Source organism: Bradyrhizobium sp. RD5-C2, from assembly GCF_019972155.1.
Classification (GTDB): Bacteria; Pseudomonadota; Alphaproteobacteria; order Rhizobiales; family Xanthobacteraceae; genus Bradyrhizobium.
Genome location: NZ_BOVL01000020.1, coordinates 398679 through 414020 on the forward strand (window position 1 = coordinate 398679; position 15342 = coordinate 414020).

Below are 15342 nucleotides of genomic sequence, written 5' to 3' on the forward strand. Positions count from 1 at the left end.
GAACGCGTTCACAGCCCACCCAATCGTGTGCTCTGGATCAGGTTCTCTCCGAAATCGCATCCGCGGCAGCGACTGCCGCCATGTTCACGATGCGCCGGACGGTGGCGGACGGCGTGAGAATGTGGGCCGGTTTGGCGGCGCCGAGCAGTATGCCTCCGACCGTCAGCCCCTGCCCCGCGGCCATCCGCAACAAATTGTACGAGATGTTGGCGGCGTCCAGATTGGGCATCACCAGCACGTTTGCCGGGCCCACGAAGCCGGAATCAGGAAACTCGTGATCGAGCACCGACTGCGAGAGCGCGGCATCGCCGCGCATCTCGCCTTCCACCGCCAGTTCCGGCGACCGCTCACGAATGATTGCACGCGCCTCCCGCATCTTGTGCGCTTCCGGGACCGCAGAGCTGCCGAAGCTCGAATGCGACAGCAACGCCACCCTCGGGGTGATGCCGAATCGCTTGACCTCCTCCGCCGCCAGCAAGGCGATGTCGGCAATTTGTTCGGCAGTCGGGTTGAGATTGCAGTGGGTATCGCAGATGAAGAGCTGATGCTGCGGAAGAATGAGCATCTGCATCACTGCGAGCGTCCGCACATGCTCTCGCGTTCCGATCACGTTGCGGATGGCGGCCAGGTGATCCGCGGTCCTTCCGATCACACCGCACAGCATCGCATCGCCGATGCCCCTCTCCAGAAGGATAGACGCGAGCACGGTCGCGTTGCTCCGGGTCTCCGACAGCGCCAGAGCGGCCGAGACGCCATCGCGTTTCCTGCGCGCATGGTACACGTCCGCGCACTTCGAATAGATCTCGACATCATGCGGATCGATGGTCTCGCAATCGGTGCCGGGCTGGAGCCGGAGGCCGAATGCCTTGATCCGCTCATCGATCGTCGCGGGCCGGCCAAGCAGCAGCGGCCTGGCGATCCCCTCGTCGACGATGACCTGCGCCGCGCGCAGTACGCGCTCATCCTCGCCCTCCGCCAGCACGAGGGATTTTCCGCTTCCCTTGGCCGCGGAGAAGACCGGCTGCATCGCATTGCCGGAGTGGTAGACGAAGCGGCCGAGCTTCTGGCGATAGGCGTCCATATCGGCAATAGGGCGCCTGGCAACACCGCTGTCGGCTGCGGCCTTGGCCACCGCCGGAGCGATCATCTCGATGAGACGCGGGTCGAACGGCTTGGGGATGAGATAATCCCTGCCGAAACGAAGTCCCTCGCCCTTATAGGCGGCAGCCACGACCTCCGGCACCTCCGTCATGGCGAGGTCGGCGAGCGCGCGCACCGTCGCGAGCTTCATCTCCTCGTTGATGGTGGTCGCGCTGCAATCCAGCGCGCCGCGGAAGATGAACGGGAAGCACAGGACATTGTTGATCTGGTTGGGATAGTCCGAACGTCCCGTGCCGATGATCGCATCGGGACGAACGGCCAACGCGTCCTCCGGCATGATCTCGGGAACAGGGTTGGCCATCGCGAAGATCAGGGGATCGCGCGCCATCTTCTTGACCATCTCGGGCGTCAGCACCTTGCCCGCTGAAAGGCCGAGGAAGATATCCGCGTCTCCGATGATCTGGTCCAGCGTCCGCGCGTCCGTCCTCACGGCATAGCGCGCCTTGTTGTCGTCCATGCCTTCCGTGCGGCCGGCATAGACCACGCCTTTCGCGTCGGTGACGATGATCCGATCCTGGCGCAACCCAAGACTGACGATGAGATCAAGGCATGCAAGCGCCGCGGCGCCGGCGCCGGAGCAAACCAGCTTGACGTCGGCAATGTCCTTCTTGACCAGCTTCAACCCGTTGAGGATCGCGGCCGCAGCGATGATCGCGGTGCCATGCTGATCGTCATGGAACACCGGGATCTTCATCCGCTCACGGAGCTTCTTCTCGATGTAGAAGCATTCCGGCGCCTTGATGTCCTCCAGGTTGATGCCGCCGAAGGTCGGCTCCATCCTGGCGATGGTCTCGATCAGTGCGTCCGGATCTTCCTCGGCGAGTTCGATGTCGAACACGTCGATTCCCGCGAACTTCTTGAACAGGCACGCCTTGCCTTCCATGACCGGCTTGCCGGCCAGCGGGCCGATGTTTCCGAGGCCGAGCACGGCCGTGCCGTTGGTGACGACGGCAACGAGATTGCTGCGGGCGGTCAAGACATCGGCCTGCAACGGGTCGTTGGCGATGACCAGGCAGGGCTCTGCCACACCGGGTGAATACGCCAGCGCGAGGTCGCGCTGGGTCGCCATCGCCTTGGTCGGCACCACGGAAATCTTTCCCGGGGTCGGCAGGCGATGATACTCGAGTGCGGCTTCCTTCAGATCCTGGTCCATCATATTCCCCAACTTGATCTCTTCGTTCGAGGGGCCGATCTAGGCCGCCCCCTCGCGTTCATCTCACCCTCGGCCGGGCGACCGCGTCCACATTGCCGGACCAACTCAGACCACGTGCTGGCCGCCGTTTGCTGAAATCGTCGAGCCCGTGATGAAGCCGGCATCGTCGGAGGCCAGGAACAGCACCGCACGCGCGATCTCCTGCGGTTCACCGAGGCGGCCGACCGGGATCTGAGGCAGGATGTTCTTGGCCACGATGTCCGGGTTGATCGCCTTGACCATCTCGGTGGCGATATAGCCGGGACAGATCGCGTTGACGGTGATGCCGGCGCGCGCGCCTTCCTGGGCCAGCGCTTTCACGAATCCGATGTCGCCTGCCTTGGCGGCGGAGTAGTTGACCTGTCCCATCTGGCCCTTCTGGCCGTTGATCGAGGAAATGCAGATCACCCGTCCGAACTTCCGCTCACGCATCCCTTCCCACACCGGTCGCGTCATGTTGAACAGCGAGTTCAGGTTGGTGTTGATGACCGCGTACCATTGCTCCGGCGTCATCTTGTGGAACATGCCGTCCTTGGTGATACCCGCATTGTTGACCAGCACGTCCACCGGACCGAGATCGGCCTCGACCTGCTTCAGACCGGCGACGCAGGCCTCGTAGTTCGAGACGTCCCATTTGTAGACGTTGATGCCGGTCTGGCTCTTGAACCTGGCGGCCGCCTCATCGTTGCCGGCGTAGCTCGCGGCCACCTTGTAGCCGGCCGCCTTAAGCGCGACCGAGATCGCCTCGCCGATGCCTCGCGTTCCGCCGGTCACCACTGCAACCTTCGACATGATCTCCTCCTGATCGGTTCGTTTTCTATTCGCGCGCCGCCGTCTCTCACGGTCGGCTGGTGCCGGCCGCGCCTTGTTCGGATCGAACCCGGGTGGGCCTGCGCCGGTTCAGCGCTCGACTGTCAGGGCGACGCCCATGCCCCCGCCGATGCACAGCGTGGCGAGGCCCTTCTTCGCACCGCGCTTCTGCATCTCGAACAGCAGCGTCGTCAGAACACGCGCACCGGACGCGCCGATCGGATGGCCGATCGCGATGGCGCCGCCGTTCACGTTCACGATCGCCGGATCCCACCCCATGTCCTTGTTGACGGCGATGGCCTGGGCGGCGAAGGCTTCGTTGGCCTCGACGAGGTCGAGATCCCGGACCTTCCAGCCGGCCTTTTCCAGCGCCTTGCGCGATGCCGGAATTGGCCCCGAGCCCATGACCGCGGGATCGACTCCGGCGGTGGCCCACGAGACGATCTTCGCCAGCGGCGTGAGGCCGCGCCTGCTGGCTTCATCCGCACTCATCAAGACCAGCGCGGCCGCACCGTCGTTGAGACCCGACGCGTTGCCGGCGGTCACCGTGCCTTCCTTGTTGAAAGCGGGCTTCAGCTTCGCAAGCGCGTCCAGCGTCGTGCCCGGGCGAATGTACTCATCCTGGTCAACGACGACGTCTCCCTTTCGGGTCTTGACGGTGACCGGAACGATCTCGTCCTTGAACCGGCCGCCCTTCTGTGCATCCTCGGCCTTGTTCTGCGAGCCGGTTGCGAACGCATCCTGCTCTTCCCTCGTGATCTGCCATCTGGCAGCGATATTCTCCGCCGTGACGCCCATGTGGTAGCCGTGGAAGGCGTCCATCAGGCCGTCCTTCAGCATGGAATCGACGAACTTGACGTCGCCCATCTTGGTACCGCCGCGCATATGCGACAGATGCGGCGCCATCGACATGGACTCCATGCCGCCGGCGACGATGATCCTGGCGTCGCCATTGGCGATCTGCTGCAGGCCCAACGCGACCGACCGCAGGCCCGAGCCGCAGAGCTGGTTCATGCCCCACGCCGTCTTCTCCTGCGGGATGCCGGCCGCCATGGCGGCCTGCCGCGCCGGGTTCTGTCCCTCACCGCCGGACAACACCTGCCCCAGGATGACCTCGTCGACATCTTCCGGCGACACCTTGGCGCGCTCAAGCGCACCCTTGATCGCGATCGCGCCGAGTTCGTGAGCGGGTACCGTCCCGAACGCTCCGTTGAACGAGCCCACCGCTGTCCGCGCCGCGGAAACAACAACCACGTCCGTCATGACCAACTCCCTTGATGTAGCTCTGATGAACCGGCGGCGATCGTCGACGACGACCCTCCGTACTCGCCTAACCCGTCGTTACCGCCACCTCGATGTCGCTCGGATCAATGTCCTGATCGAGCCCGGCACGCAGCTTCTCGCGGTCGAGCTCGCCTTCCCACCACGCCACGACGACGCAAGCGACACCGTTGCCGCACAGATTGGTCAGAGCCCGGCATTCGCTCATGAACTTGTCGATGCCGAGCACGATCGCCATGCCGGGAAGCAGCTCCGGCCTGACTGCCGCCAGCGTACCTGCGAGCGTGATGAAGCCGGCGCCTGTAATTCCCGAGGCGCCCTTCGACGTCAGCATGGCAACGATGAGGATGGTCATCTGCTCGCCGAAGCTGAGATCGACATTCATCGCCTGAGCGATGAACAGCGTCGCCAGGGTCATGTAGATGTTAGTGCCGTCGAGGTTGAAGGAATAGCCGGTCGGCACGACGAGACCGACGACCGACTTGGAACAGCCGAGACGCTCGAGCTTTTCCATCAGCTGCGGCAGCGCGCTTTCCGAGGATGACGTGCCGAGCACGATCAGCAGCTCGTCCTTGATGTATTTGAGGAACTTGAAGATCGAGAAGCCGGCAATCCGGGCGATAATGCCGAGCCCGACGACCACGAACAGCATCGCGGTGAGATAGAAGGTCGCGATCAGGCCGGCGAGATTGCCGAGCGCCTGGGGACCGTAGCGGCCGATCGTATAGGCCATCGCGCCAAAGGCGCCAATCGGCGCGACCTTGACGACGATCGAGATGACGCCGAACATCGCATGCGCGACGTCGTCGATCATCGAGCGGACGGTGTGAGCCCGTTCGCCGAGCCCCATCAGCGCGAAGCCGAACAGGATGGCGAACAGCAGAACCTGCAGGATCTCGCCCTGGGCGAACGCTCCGACCACCGTGTCCGGAATGATGTGCAGGACGAAGTCCACCGACTTCATCTCGCTCGCCTGCTTGGCATAGCCGGCGACCGCCGCGGCGTTCGACTGGCCCTGGAATCCCCTTCCAGGATGCAGCACGTTAGCGACGATCAGGCCCAACGCCAGCGCAAAGGTCGAGACGACCTCGAAGTAGACCAGCGACTTGATCGCGACGCGGCCGACCTTCTTCACTTCGGAAATGTGGGCGATCCCCGAAACCACCGTGCAGAAGATGATCGGTGCAATCGCCATCTTGATGAGCTTGACGAAGCCGTCGCCCATCGCCTTGATCCAGTCGTTCTTGGCCAGATCAGGCCAGAGCCAGCCGACAATGACGCCGAACACGATCGCCGCGAGCACCTGAACGTAGAGGATCCGGTAGAACGGCTTCTTCTGCGTGACGGGCACCGTTCCGGACGTCGCGGTGGTCGCTCCAGACATTGTGTCTTCTCCTGATCTTTCTGTGCCTGCGCATCGGCAGGCCAACGTCATTTCTTCTTTTGTGGCGGCAGATCGGTGCAGTGGCCTTCAAAGACCTCCGCCGCCATGCCGATCGACTCGCCGAGCGTCGGGTGCGGATGAATGGTCTTGCCGATATCCGCCGGCTCGCATCCCATCTCGATCGCCAGGCAGACCTCGCTGATGAGATCGCCCGCATGCGTGCCGACGATCCCGCCGCCGATCACGCGATGGGTCGTCGTGTCGAACAGCAGTTTGGTGAAACCTTCGTCGCGTCCGTTGGCGATGGCTCGGCCCGACGCCGCCCAGGGGAACACCGCCTTGCCGACCTTGATGCCCTCGGCCTTGCACTGCTCCTCGGTCTTGCCGGCCCAGGCCACTTCGGGATCGGTGTAGGCGACGGACGGAATCTGCCGCGCGTCGAAATACGACTTCTCGCCATGGGCCACTTCGGCCGCGACATGGCCTTCATGCACAGCCTTGTGCGCCAGCATCGGCTGCCCGACGATGTCGCCGATCGCAAAGATGTGCGCCACGTTGGTGCGCATCTGCCTGTCGACGTCGATGAAGCCGCGATCCGTGACCGCGACACCGGCCTTCTCGGCGCCGATCTTCTTGCCGTTCGGGCTGCGGCCGACCGACACCAGAACGAGATCATAGAGCTGCGGTCCGGCCGGCGCCTGATCGCCTTCGAAGCTGACCTCGATCCCGGCTTCGGTCGCCTTCCCGCCGACCGTCTTGGTCTTCAGCATCACTCTGTCGAAGCGATGCGTGTTCATCTTGTCCCAGACCTTGACAAGGTCCCGGTCGGCGCCCTGCATCAGGCCATCGAGCATCTCGACCACGTCGATGCGCGTGCCGAGCGTCGAATAGACCGTCGCCATTTCGAGCCCGATGATGCCGCCGCCGACCACCAGCATGCGCTTCGGGATCGACTTCAGCTGCAACGCGCCGGTCGAATCGACGATACGGGGGTCTTCCGGCAGGAACGGCAGCTTCACCGCCTGGCTACCCGCAGCGATGATCGCCTTGGCGAACTTGACCGTCTTCCTGCCGCCCGCCGTGGCAACCTCGAGATGATGCGGATCGAGGAAGGTGCCGACGCCGGTCACCACCTCAACCTTACGGGCCTTTGCCATCCCGGCGAGACCGCCCGTCAGCTTCTTGATCACACCGTCCTTGAACGCGCGCAGTTTGCCCAGATCAATCTGCGGCGCGCCGAAGGAAATCCCATGGTCGGGAAGATGCTTGACCTCGTCGACGACCGACGCGGTATGCAGCAGCGCCTTGCTCGGGATGCAGCCGACATTCAGACACACGCCGCCCAGCGTGTCGTAACGCTCGACCAGCACGGTCTTCATGCCGAGATCGGCGGCACGGAAGGCGGCCGAATAGCCGCCGGGACCGGCGCCCAGCACCAGCATCTCGCATTCGATCTCGGCCTTGCCGGAATAGGACGCCGCGGCGGGCGCGACCGGCGGCGGAGCGGCGGCCGGTTGCGCAGCTGGTGCGGGCGCCGGCGCAGCCGCGGCACCCGCGGTCTCCAGCACGAGGATCGTCGATCCCTCGCTGACCTTGTCGTCGACCTTGACCTTGATCTCCTTGACCACGCCGGCGTGCGAGGACGGAATCTCCATCGACGCCTTGTCGGACTCGACCATGATAAGGCTGGTGTCGACCGCGACGGTCTCGCCGGCCTTCACCAGGACCTCGATCACCGCCACGTCCTTGAAGTCGCCGATATCAGGGACCTTGACCTCGATCTGCTGAGCCATGCTGCTCTCCCCCGATCTCAGAACAACACGCGCCGGAGATCGGCGAGTACATTGGCGAAGTAGACGTTGAAGCGTGCAGCGGCCGCGCCGTCGATGACGCGGTGATCCCAGGACAGCGACAGCGGCAGCGTGAGGCGCGAGGTCCAGGCCTTGCCGTCGGCCGAATGCTGCTTCCAGTAACCCTTGCACACGCCCATGATGGCGACCTCGGGCGCGTTGATGATCGGCGTGAAATAGATGCCGCCGATGCCGCCGAGTGACGAGATCGAGAACGTTCCGCCCTGCATCTGGTCGGGCTTGATCTTGCCCTCGCGCGCGAGCTTGGCGAGTGCATTCATCTCGTTCGCGATCTCCGGCACCGATTTCTTGTCGGCATCGCGGATCACCGGCACCATCAGCCCGTTCGGCGTGTCGGCGGCAAAGCCGATGTGCCAGTAGTTCTTGTAGACCAGCGTATCGCCGTCGAGGCTGGCATTGAACTCGGGGAACTTCTTCAGCGTCGCGACGGCTGCCTTCACCATGAACGGCAGCAGCGAGAGCTTCACGCCGCTCTTCTCCAGCTCCTTGTTCATCTTGACCCGGAATTGCTCGAGCTCGGTGATGTCAGCCTCGTCGTGGGTCGTGACATGCGGAATGACGACCCAGTTGCGGTGCAGGTTGGCCGCGGAGATCTTCTTGATGCGGCCGAGCTCCTTGCGCTCGACCGGCCCGAACTTCGCGAAGTCGACCTTGGGCCAGGGCAACAGGTCGATGCCGCCTACGCCGCTTCCCCCGCCTGCGGCCGCAGCCTGCGGTTTGGCGGCAGGCGTGCCACCCTTGGCAAAACCCTCGACGTCTTCGCGCACGATGCGGCCGTGATTGCCCGAGCCCTTGACCATGCCGAGATCAACGCCCAGTTCGCGCGCCAGCTTGCGCACCGCAGGGCCGGCATAAGCGAGCGCAAAGGCCTTCTCGTCGACGGCGCCGGCTTGTGCCGGAGGAGCGGCGGTGGCTGCCGACGATGCCGGTGCCGGCGCCGCCGTGACGGCGGGAGCCACCGCGGATGCGTTGCTTGTTGCAAGCACCAGGATGATTGCGCCCTCGCTGACCTTGTCACCCGTCTTCACCTTGATCTCGCGCACGGTGCCCGAGAGCGGCGCCGGCACTTCCATCGTCGCCTTGTCCGACTCGAGCGCGATCAGCGGATCCTCGGCCTTGACGCTGTCGCCGGGCTTCACGAAGATTTCGATCACCGGCACGTCCTTGAAGTCGCCGATGTCGGGGACACGGACCTCGGCGATACCCGCCGGCGCGCTGACCGGCGACGGCGGCGCGCTGACGACAGGCCGCGTTTCGCCCTGCTCGGCGCCCGCGCCCTCGAACTGCACGATCACTGCGCCTTCGCTGACCTTGTCACCGACCTTGACGACCACCGACTTCACCACGCCGTCGCGCGGCGACGGCACTTCCATTGTCGCCTTGTCGGACTCCAGCGCAACCAGCGGATCCTCGGCCTTGACGCTGTCGCCAGGCTTGACGAAGACCTCAATCACCGGGACGTCCTTGAAGTCACCGATATCGGGAACCTTGATGTCGATCAGACCACTCATCGCTCTGCCCTCGGCCCCTGCCTCACACGGTCCATGGCGCAGCGCGCCCGGCGTCGATCTGGTATTTGACGATGGCCTCGGCGACGATTGCCGGCTTGATCGCTCCCTCGTCGGCGAGCGCCTTGAGCGCCGCGATCGCGACATAGTGCCGGTCGACCTCGAAAAATCGCCGCAGCTTCACGCGATAGTCGCTGCGGCCGAACCCGTCGGTACCGAGCACAACGTAGCGGCGCCCGGCCGCTTGCACATATTCCCGGATCTGGTCGGGGTAATTCCGCATGTAGTCGGTCGACGCCACGACCGGCCCCGGATGTCCTTCGAGCTGCGCTTCCACCCAGCTCTTGCGCCGCGGCTCGGTCGGGTGCAGCAGGTTCCAGCGCTCCGCCGCCATGCCGTCACGACGCAGTTCGTTGAAGCTGGTTGCGCTCCAGATATCCGCGGTCACGCCGAAGTCCGCCTTGAGCAGGTCGGCGGCCGCGATCACCTCGCGCAGGATCGTGCCTGACCCGACGAGTTGGACGCGGAGTTCCTTCTTCGCGGCTTCGCCACCACTCTTGAGAAGATAGAGGCCCTTGAGAATTCCCTCCTCCGCGCCCTTGCCTGCATCGGCCAGCGCGGGGTGCGGATAGTTCTCGTTCATCAGGGTGATGTAATAGTAGACGTCCTCCTGCGCTTCATACATGCGGCGCATGCCCTCGCGGACGATGGTCACCACCTCATAGGCGAACGTCGGATCGTAGGAAACGCAGTTCGGGATGGTGGCCGCGAGCACGTGGCTGTGTCCGTCCTCGTGCTGCAACCCCTCGCCGTTCAGCGTCGTGCGGCCGGCAGTGCCGCCGAGTAGGAAGCCGCGCGCCCGCATGTCGCCGGCGAGCCAGGCGAGGTCGCCGACGCGCTGCAGGCCGAACATCGAGTAGTAGATGTAGAACGGAATCATCGGCACGTTGTTCGTCGAGTAGGACGTCGCCGCGACGATCCAGCTGGACATCGCGCCGCCTTCGTTGATGCCCTCCTGGAAGACCTGCCCGCTCTTGTCCTCACGGTAGTACATCAGCTGGTCGGCATCCTGCGGCCGGTAAAGCTGGCCCACCGACGAATAGATGCCGAGTTGCCGAAACATGCCCTCCATGCCGAAGGTACGGGATTCGTCCGGCACGATCGGCACGATGTGCTTGCCGATCGCCTTGTCGCGGACAAGGGCGCCGAGCAATTGCACGAACGCCATCGTGGTCGAGATCTCGCGGTCTCCGGTGTTTTCGAGCAGCCGCTGGAACGTCGAGAGCGGCGGAATCTGCAAGGACGCGGATTTCCGCCGGCGTTGCGGAAGGTAGCCGCCGAGCTTTTCGCGCTGTGCTCGGAAATACTTCATTTCCGGGCTATCTTCCGGCAGCTGGAGGAAAGGTACCTTGGCCAAATCGGCGTCGGAGACCGGCACCTGGAAGCGATCCCGAAAACCGCGCAGCGCGTCCAGCGTCATCTTTTTCGCCTGGTGGGCGATCATCTGACCTTCGCCGGACTCGCCCATGCCGTAGCCTTTGACGGTCTTCGGCAGAATGACCGTGGGTTGACCCTTGTGGTTCACGGCCGCGGTGTAAGCGGCAAAGACCTTCTCGGGATCATGGCCGCCGCGCGCAAGCTGCCAGATCTCGTCGTCGCTCATGTCGGCGACGAGTTGCTTCGTCTCATCGTACTTGCCGAAAAAGTGCTCGCGAATGTAGGCGCCGCTCTTGCTCTTGAAGTCCTGGTATTCGCCATCGACACATTCTTCCATGAGCCTGAGCAGCTGCCCGCTCTTGTCGTTTTGCAGCAGGCGGTCCCACCCCGAGCCCCACAGCACCTTGATCACGTTCCAGCCCGCGCCGCGGAAGATGCTTTCGAGCTCCTGCACAATCTTGCCGTTGCCGCGGACGGGTCCATCGAGCCGCTGGAGATTGCAATTGATGACGAAGATCAGATTGTCGAGGTTCTCGCGGCCGGCGAGCGAGATCGCACCGAGCGATTCCGGCTCGTCGGTTTCGCCATCACCCATGAACGCCCAGACCTTGCGCTTGGACGTCTCGGCCAGCTTGCGGTTCTCGAGATATTTCAGGAAGCGCGCCTGATAGATCGCCATCAGCGGCCCGAGTCCCATCGACACCGTCGGGAACTGCCAGAAATCAGGCATCAGCCAGGGGTGCGGATAGCTCGACAATCCCTTGCCCGAGGTTTCCTGCCTGAAGCTGAGGAGCTGTTCCTCGCTCAATCGCCCCTCGAGAAACGCACGCGCGTAGATGCCGGGTGAGCAGTGACCCTGGACGAAGATCAGATCGCCGCCGTGAGCATCCGTCGGGGCGTGCCAGAAATGGCCAAAGCCGATATCGTACAGCGTGGCGGCCGACTGGAAGCTTGCGATATGGCCGCCAAGCTCCGAGCTTTCCTTGTTGGCCCGCAGGATGATCGCGAGCGCATTCCAGCGGATGAGGGAGCGAAGCTTGTGCTCGATGGCGCGATCGCCGGGCAGCGCCGGCTGCTGGTCCAGCGGGATCGTGTTGCAATAGGGCGTCGTCAGCGACTGCTCGATCTGAAGACCGCCGCGGCGCGCCGCATCGACCATCGCGTTGACAACGAATTCCGCGCGGTCATTGCCGCGATGACCCCGGACTGCCGAAAGGGCATCGAGCCACTCCCGGGTTTCCAGCGGATCCTGATCGTGAGCGTCTGCGATCGTCATTGCCTTCTCCATCGCATGCCAAGCCGAAGTCGCGCGCCAACGCTCATCGCGGCCCGCGTTCATGCGGGAGCGCGCAATGCCGAACGGGCGATATCCCGTCGCTTTTAGGTGGTGAATTGAGTGTTGGCTGGCATCGGAACGTCCCCTCGCATTGTGTTTTCTGGAGCTGTTGCTCCTCTTGGAGGCATCCCAAGCAGCATTCGTGCCAGACCACGCAATGCCCGGCCGATCGCGAGGATGTCATTCATTTTGTTTGGCTTTGCCCTTTGGGTCGGCATGCCAGCCAATGCATTCGGGCGGGATCTGTCTGACGCTCCGGAAAACCCACCTGAAGGGTCGCCCGAAATGTCGGATCATCCCGATGAAGCCGTCTGAGGACCGGGCGCGACGTCATCCCGCGTACCCGAAGCGAGCGCTCCCTAAGAGGGGCGCAGGCTCAATCTGCCTGATTCTTCCGTGCCATCCGTGCCGCCGGCAGCTCTGCCAGGTCGCGCTCGAGAGCGCCGAGCATCTCGTGAAGGCGCGCCAGCTTGCGGACACCAAACCGGCCGGCAATCTCTGCGTAGATTTGCTCGGACGTCGGCGCAATCGCTTCGATGAGAGCGAGTCCTTGCCGGGAGATCGCTATGCCTGTTCGGCGACGGTCGGCGACGATCACCCGCCGCTCGATCAATTGCCTCGTCTCGAGATCGTTGAGAATGCGCGACAGGCTCGGACCGAGCAGGAACGCGACACCAGCCAGCTCCGACGTCTCCATTGCCCCGACCGAGGCGAGCGCACGCAACACCCGCCACTGCTGCTCGCTCAAGCCATGTTGCCGAAGCGGCGGCCGGAACAGCGCCATCACCGCCTCTCGCGCGCGAAGCAGCGACATTGGCAGCGAGAGCGAGAAGTCGCGCATCACGCTGCCGTTCGGAACGTCATCCGATTGACGCGTCGGCGGTGTCGGCGCCCTGCCCCCGCGAGCTCGGTCCACGTTCAGCCCTGACAGCGATGCGCAGTTGACGGCGGCGGCCTCACGCGATGGCGATCGGCCTGATTGGCGAACCGGTCGATCCCGCGAGACGCAGCGGCAACGCCACGAAGATCACCCGGGGCTTGCGGGCCTGCGCGATCTCCTCGAGGTTCAGATTCTCCATGATATGAATGCCCTCGTCCACCAGCATGATGGCGTGCACCGAATTTCCCGGGTTGGGCAGGCATTCGAAGCCGGGCGTATCCGATCCAACCAGGCAGGCCCCACGCGAGACGAGCCAGCGCGCGGCAGCCTCTCCCGGACCGGGCATGCCGCCGCGCCGGCCGATGAACATCTCCGCATCCGACCAGTATTTCGACCAGCCCGTCCGTATCAGGACGGCATCTCCCGGGCGAATCTCCGATGCGCTGAGCGACAACGCTTTTTCGAGATCTGCGACGGAGATTTCTTCGGCCGGCTTGAGGCAATCCACGCCTTTGGCGGCCGCGACATCAAGCACGACGGCTCCCTGGACGATTGGCGGAATGTCGGCGGCATTGAGCTCGCGGTAGCCGTCCCGCGTTTCGACCTCGGACACTTTGATCCCGCCATGGAGACAGCCGTTGCGCGAAAAGTGTCCGAGCGCGTCGATGTGGGTGCCGGAGTGACCTGAGGTCACGATGACCTCATTGGCGAAGCTCGATCCATCCTGTCGCTTGGTGGGATGCGGGTCACCGTGTCTCCGATGCAGCGCCAGCGAATACGGGATGTGCTGGTGATACACCGGCATGGACGGCGCCATCGCGTGCGAGAGCTCGTAAAGCCTCGCATCGCCGGCAATCGCGCCGAGCAGCTTAGGGTCGAACGCTGGCAATCGACTGTTCATCTCAACACCTCCCACGGTTCCAACAGCGATCACACGCCGATCTTCGGCGCCCGGTGCCTGTCGAGACCGACCGCAATGTTCTTCTGCTCCATGTAGATCTCGAAAGCATAGTCTCCGCCGTCGCGGCCGATGCCGCTTGACTTGACGCCGCCGAAAGGCGTCGGCAGATGACGCACGTTCTCGGAATTGATCCAGACCATGCCTGCTTCCACGCCCTGCGCGACGCGATGGGCGCGACCGACGTTGCCGGTCCAGATGTAGGCCGCAAGACCATAACGCACGTCGTTGGCAATGCGCAGCGCATCGGCCTCGTCCTCGAACGGGATCGCGGTCAACACCGGCCCGAAGATCTCTTCCTGCGCAATCCGCATGCTGTTCTTCGCGTCAGTGAACAGCGTCGGGCAGACGAAATTGCCCTTGCCCTCGAGCGCACGAACGCCGCCGGTTGCAACCTGCGCACCCTCCTGCCTGGCATGTTGGCTGTAGCTCAGCACCTTCTCGGCGTGGCGCGGATGGATCAGCGGCCCAAGCTCGGTCGCGGGATCCAGCGGATGCCCGACCTTGATCTTCTCGACACGCGCCTTCAGCTCGGCGGTGAACTTGTCATAGATCGATCGCTGAACCAGCGCGCGGCTCGACGATGTGCAGCGCTGGCCGTTCAGGCTGTAGATCATGAACAGCACCGCGTCCAAGGCGCGGTCGAGATCGGCGTCATCGAACACGAACACCGGATTCTTGCCGCCGAGCTCGAAATGCACACGCTTCAGCGTCGGCGCACCCTGCGCCATGATATGGCTGCCCGTAATCGACTCGCCCACGAACGCAATCGCCTTGATTGCCGGATGCTCCGTGAGAGCCTTGCCGGCGCTCTCGCCGAAGCCATGAACCAGATTGACGATCCCCTTCGGCAGTCCCGCGCCTTCGAAGACTTCGCTCATGATCTCCGACAGGATGACCGCCGACAACGGGCTCCATTCGGCGGGCTTGTGCACGATGGTGCAGCCCGCCGCGAGCGCCGGCGCGATCTTCCAGGTCGAGAGCATGAAGGGCGTGTTCCACGGCGTGATGACGCCTACCGGGCCGATCGGCTGTCGCACCGTGTAGTTCAGATGGGTCTGCGTCGGCATCGAGAGCCCGTCGGATGCCTCCGGGCCCTTGTCGGCGTAGAAGCGGAAGTTCTCGGCTCCGCGCAAGGCCGCCTTGGACATGTAACGGATCGCCTGCCCGCTATCGGTGCTCTCGACCAGCGCGATCTCGTCCGCGCGCGCCTCGATCTTGTTGGCGATCGTGTGCAGCAGTGCGCGGCGCTTCTCTCCCGGGACGTCCTTCCAGACCTTGAACGCCTCCTCCGCCGCGCGCGCGGCCCGATCGACATCGGCGGGCGTGCCGGACGACACGCGGCAGAGCACCGAGTTGTCTGAGGGATCGAAATTGTCGAACGCGTCCTGGCTAAGCACATTCTCCCCGGCAATGCGATGCGCGACAACCGCGCTCTTGAATCGGGCCAGATGCTGCTGTGCCTTGCGGAGATTGTCGGTCAAGGCGTTGTTCGGAAGAGGCTTGTTCATGTCGATCTCCTTG

The 15342-nt window shown here is 63.9% G+C and carries 10 protein-coding genes; all 10 read right to left on the reverse strand.

Going from position 1 to position 15342, the window contains the following annotated elements:
• Window positions 1–37: 37 nt before the first annotated feature.
• Window positions 38–2314 carry an NADP-dependent malic enzyme gene (locus BraRD5C2_RS26775; RefSeq protein ID WP_223973633.1) on the reverse strand — a complete coding sequence of 759 codons (2277 nt, stop codon included), beginning with the start codon at window positions 2312–2314 and terminating at the stop codon, window positions 38–40.
• 105 nt (window positions 2315–2419) lie between these two features.
• Window positions 2420–3145 (reverse strand): acetoacetyl-CoA reductase, encoded by a 726-nt coding sequence (gene phbB / locus BraRD5C2_RS26780; protein WP_223973634.1) that lies wholly within the window; start codon window positions 3143–3145, stop codon window positions 2420–2422.
• A gap of 108 nt (window positions 3146–3253) precedes the next feature.
• Window positions 3254–4426 (reverse strand): acetyl-CoA C-acetyltransferase, encoded by a 1173-nt coding sequence (locus tag BraRD5C2_RS26785; RefSeq protein WP_223973635.1) that lies wholly within the window; start codon window positions 4424–4426, stop codon window positions 3254–3256.
• A gap of 67 nt (window positions 4427–4493) precedes the next feature.
• On the reverse strand, window positions 4494–5828 hold the full coding sequence (locus BraRD5C2_RS26790; protein WP_223973636.1) for a dicarboxylate/amino acid:cation symporter: 1335 nt from the start codon (window positions 5826–5828) through the stop codon (window positions 4494–4496).
• 47 nt (window positions 5829–5875) lie between these two features.
• Window positions 5876–7621: a dihydrolipoyl dehydrogenase gene (gene lpdA / locus BraRD5C2_RS26795; protein WP_223973638.1), complete on the reverse strand. Its 1746-nt coding sequence runs from the start codon at window positions 7619–7621 to the stop codon at window positions 5876–5878.
• A 17-nt stretch (window positions 7622–7638) separates the two neighbouring features.
• Window positions 7639–9210, reverse strand: coding sequence for a dihydrolipoyllysine-residue acetyltransferase (locus tag BraRD5C2_RS26800; RefSeq protein ID WP_223973640.1), 1572 nt, complete (start codon window positions 9208–9210; stop codon window positions 7639–7641).
• 22 nt (window positions 9211–9232) lie between these two features.
• Window positions 9233–11920: a pyruvate dehydrogenase (acetyl-transferring), homodimeric type gene (aceE, locus tag BraRD5C2_RS26805; RefSeq protein WP_223973642.1), complete on the reverse strand. Its 2688-nt coding sequence runs from the start codon at window positions 11918–11920 to the stop codon at window positions 9233–9235.
• 436 nt (window positions 11921–12356) lie between these two features.
• On the reverse strand, window positions 12357–12821 hold the full coding sequence (hpaR, locus tag BraRD5C2_RS26810; RefSeq protein WP_223973644.1) for a homoprotocatechuate degradation operon regulator HpaR: 465 nt from the start codon (window positions 12819–12821) through the stop codon (window positions 12357–12359).
• A gap of 115 nt (window positions 12822–12936) precedes the next feature.
• Window positions 12937–13761, reverse strand: a complete 825-nt coding sequence (locus tag BraRD5C2_RS26815; protein ID WP_223973646.1) for a cyclase family protein — start codon at window positions 13759–13761, stop codon at window positions 12937–12939.
• A gap of 29 nt (window positions 13762–13790) precedes the next feature.
• On the reverse strand, window positions 13791–15329 hold the full coding sequence (gene hpaE, locus BraRD5C2_RS26820; RefSeq protein WP_223973648.1) for a 5-carboxymethyl-2-hydroxymuconate semialdehyde dehydrogenase: 1539 nt from the start codon (window positions 15327–15329) through the stop codon (window positions 13791–13793).
• Window positions 15330–15342: the final 13 nt, after the last annotated feature.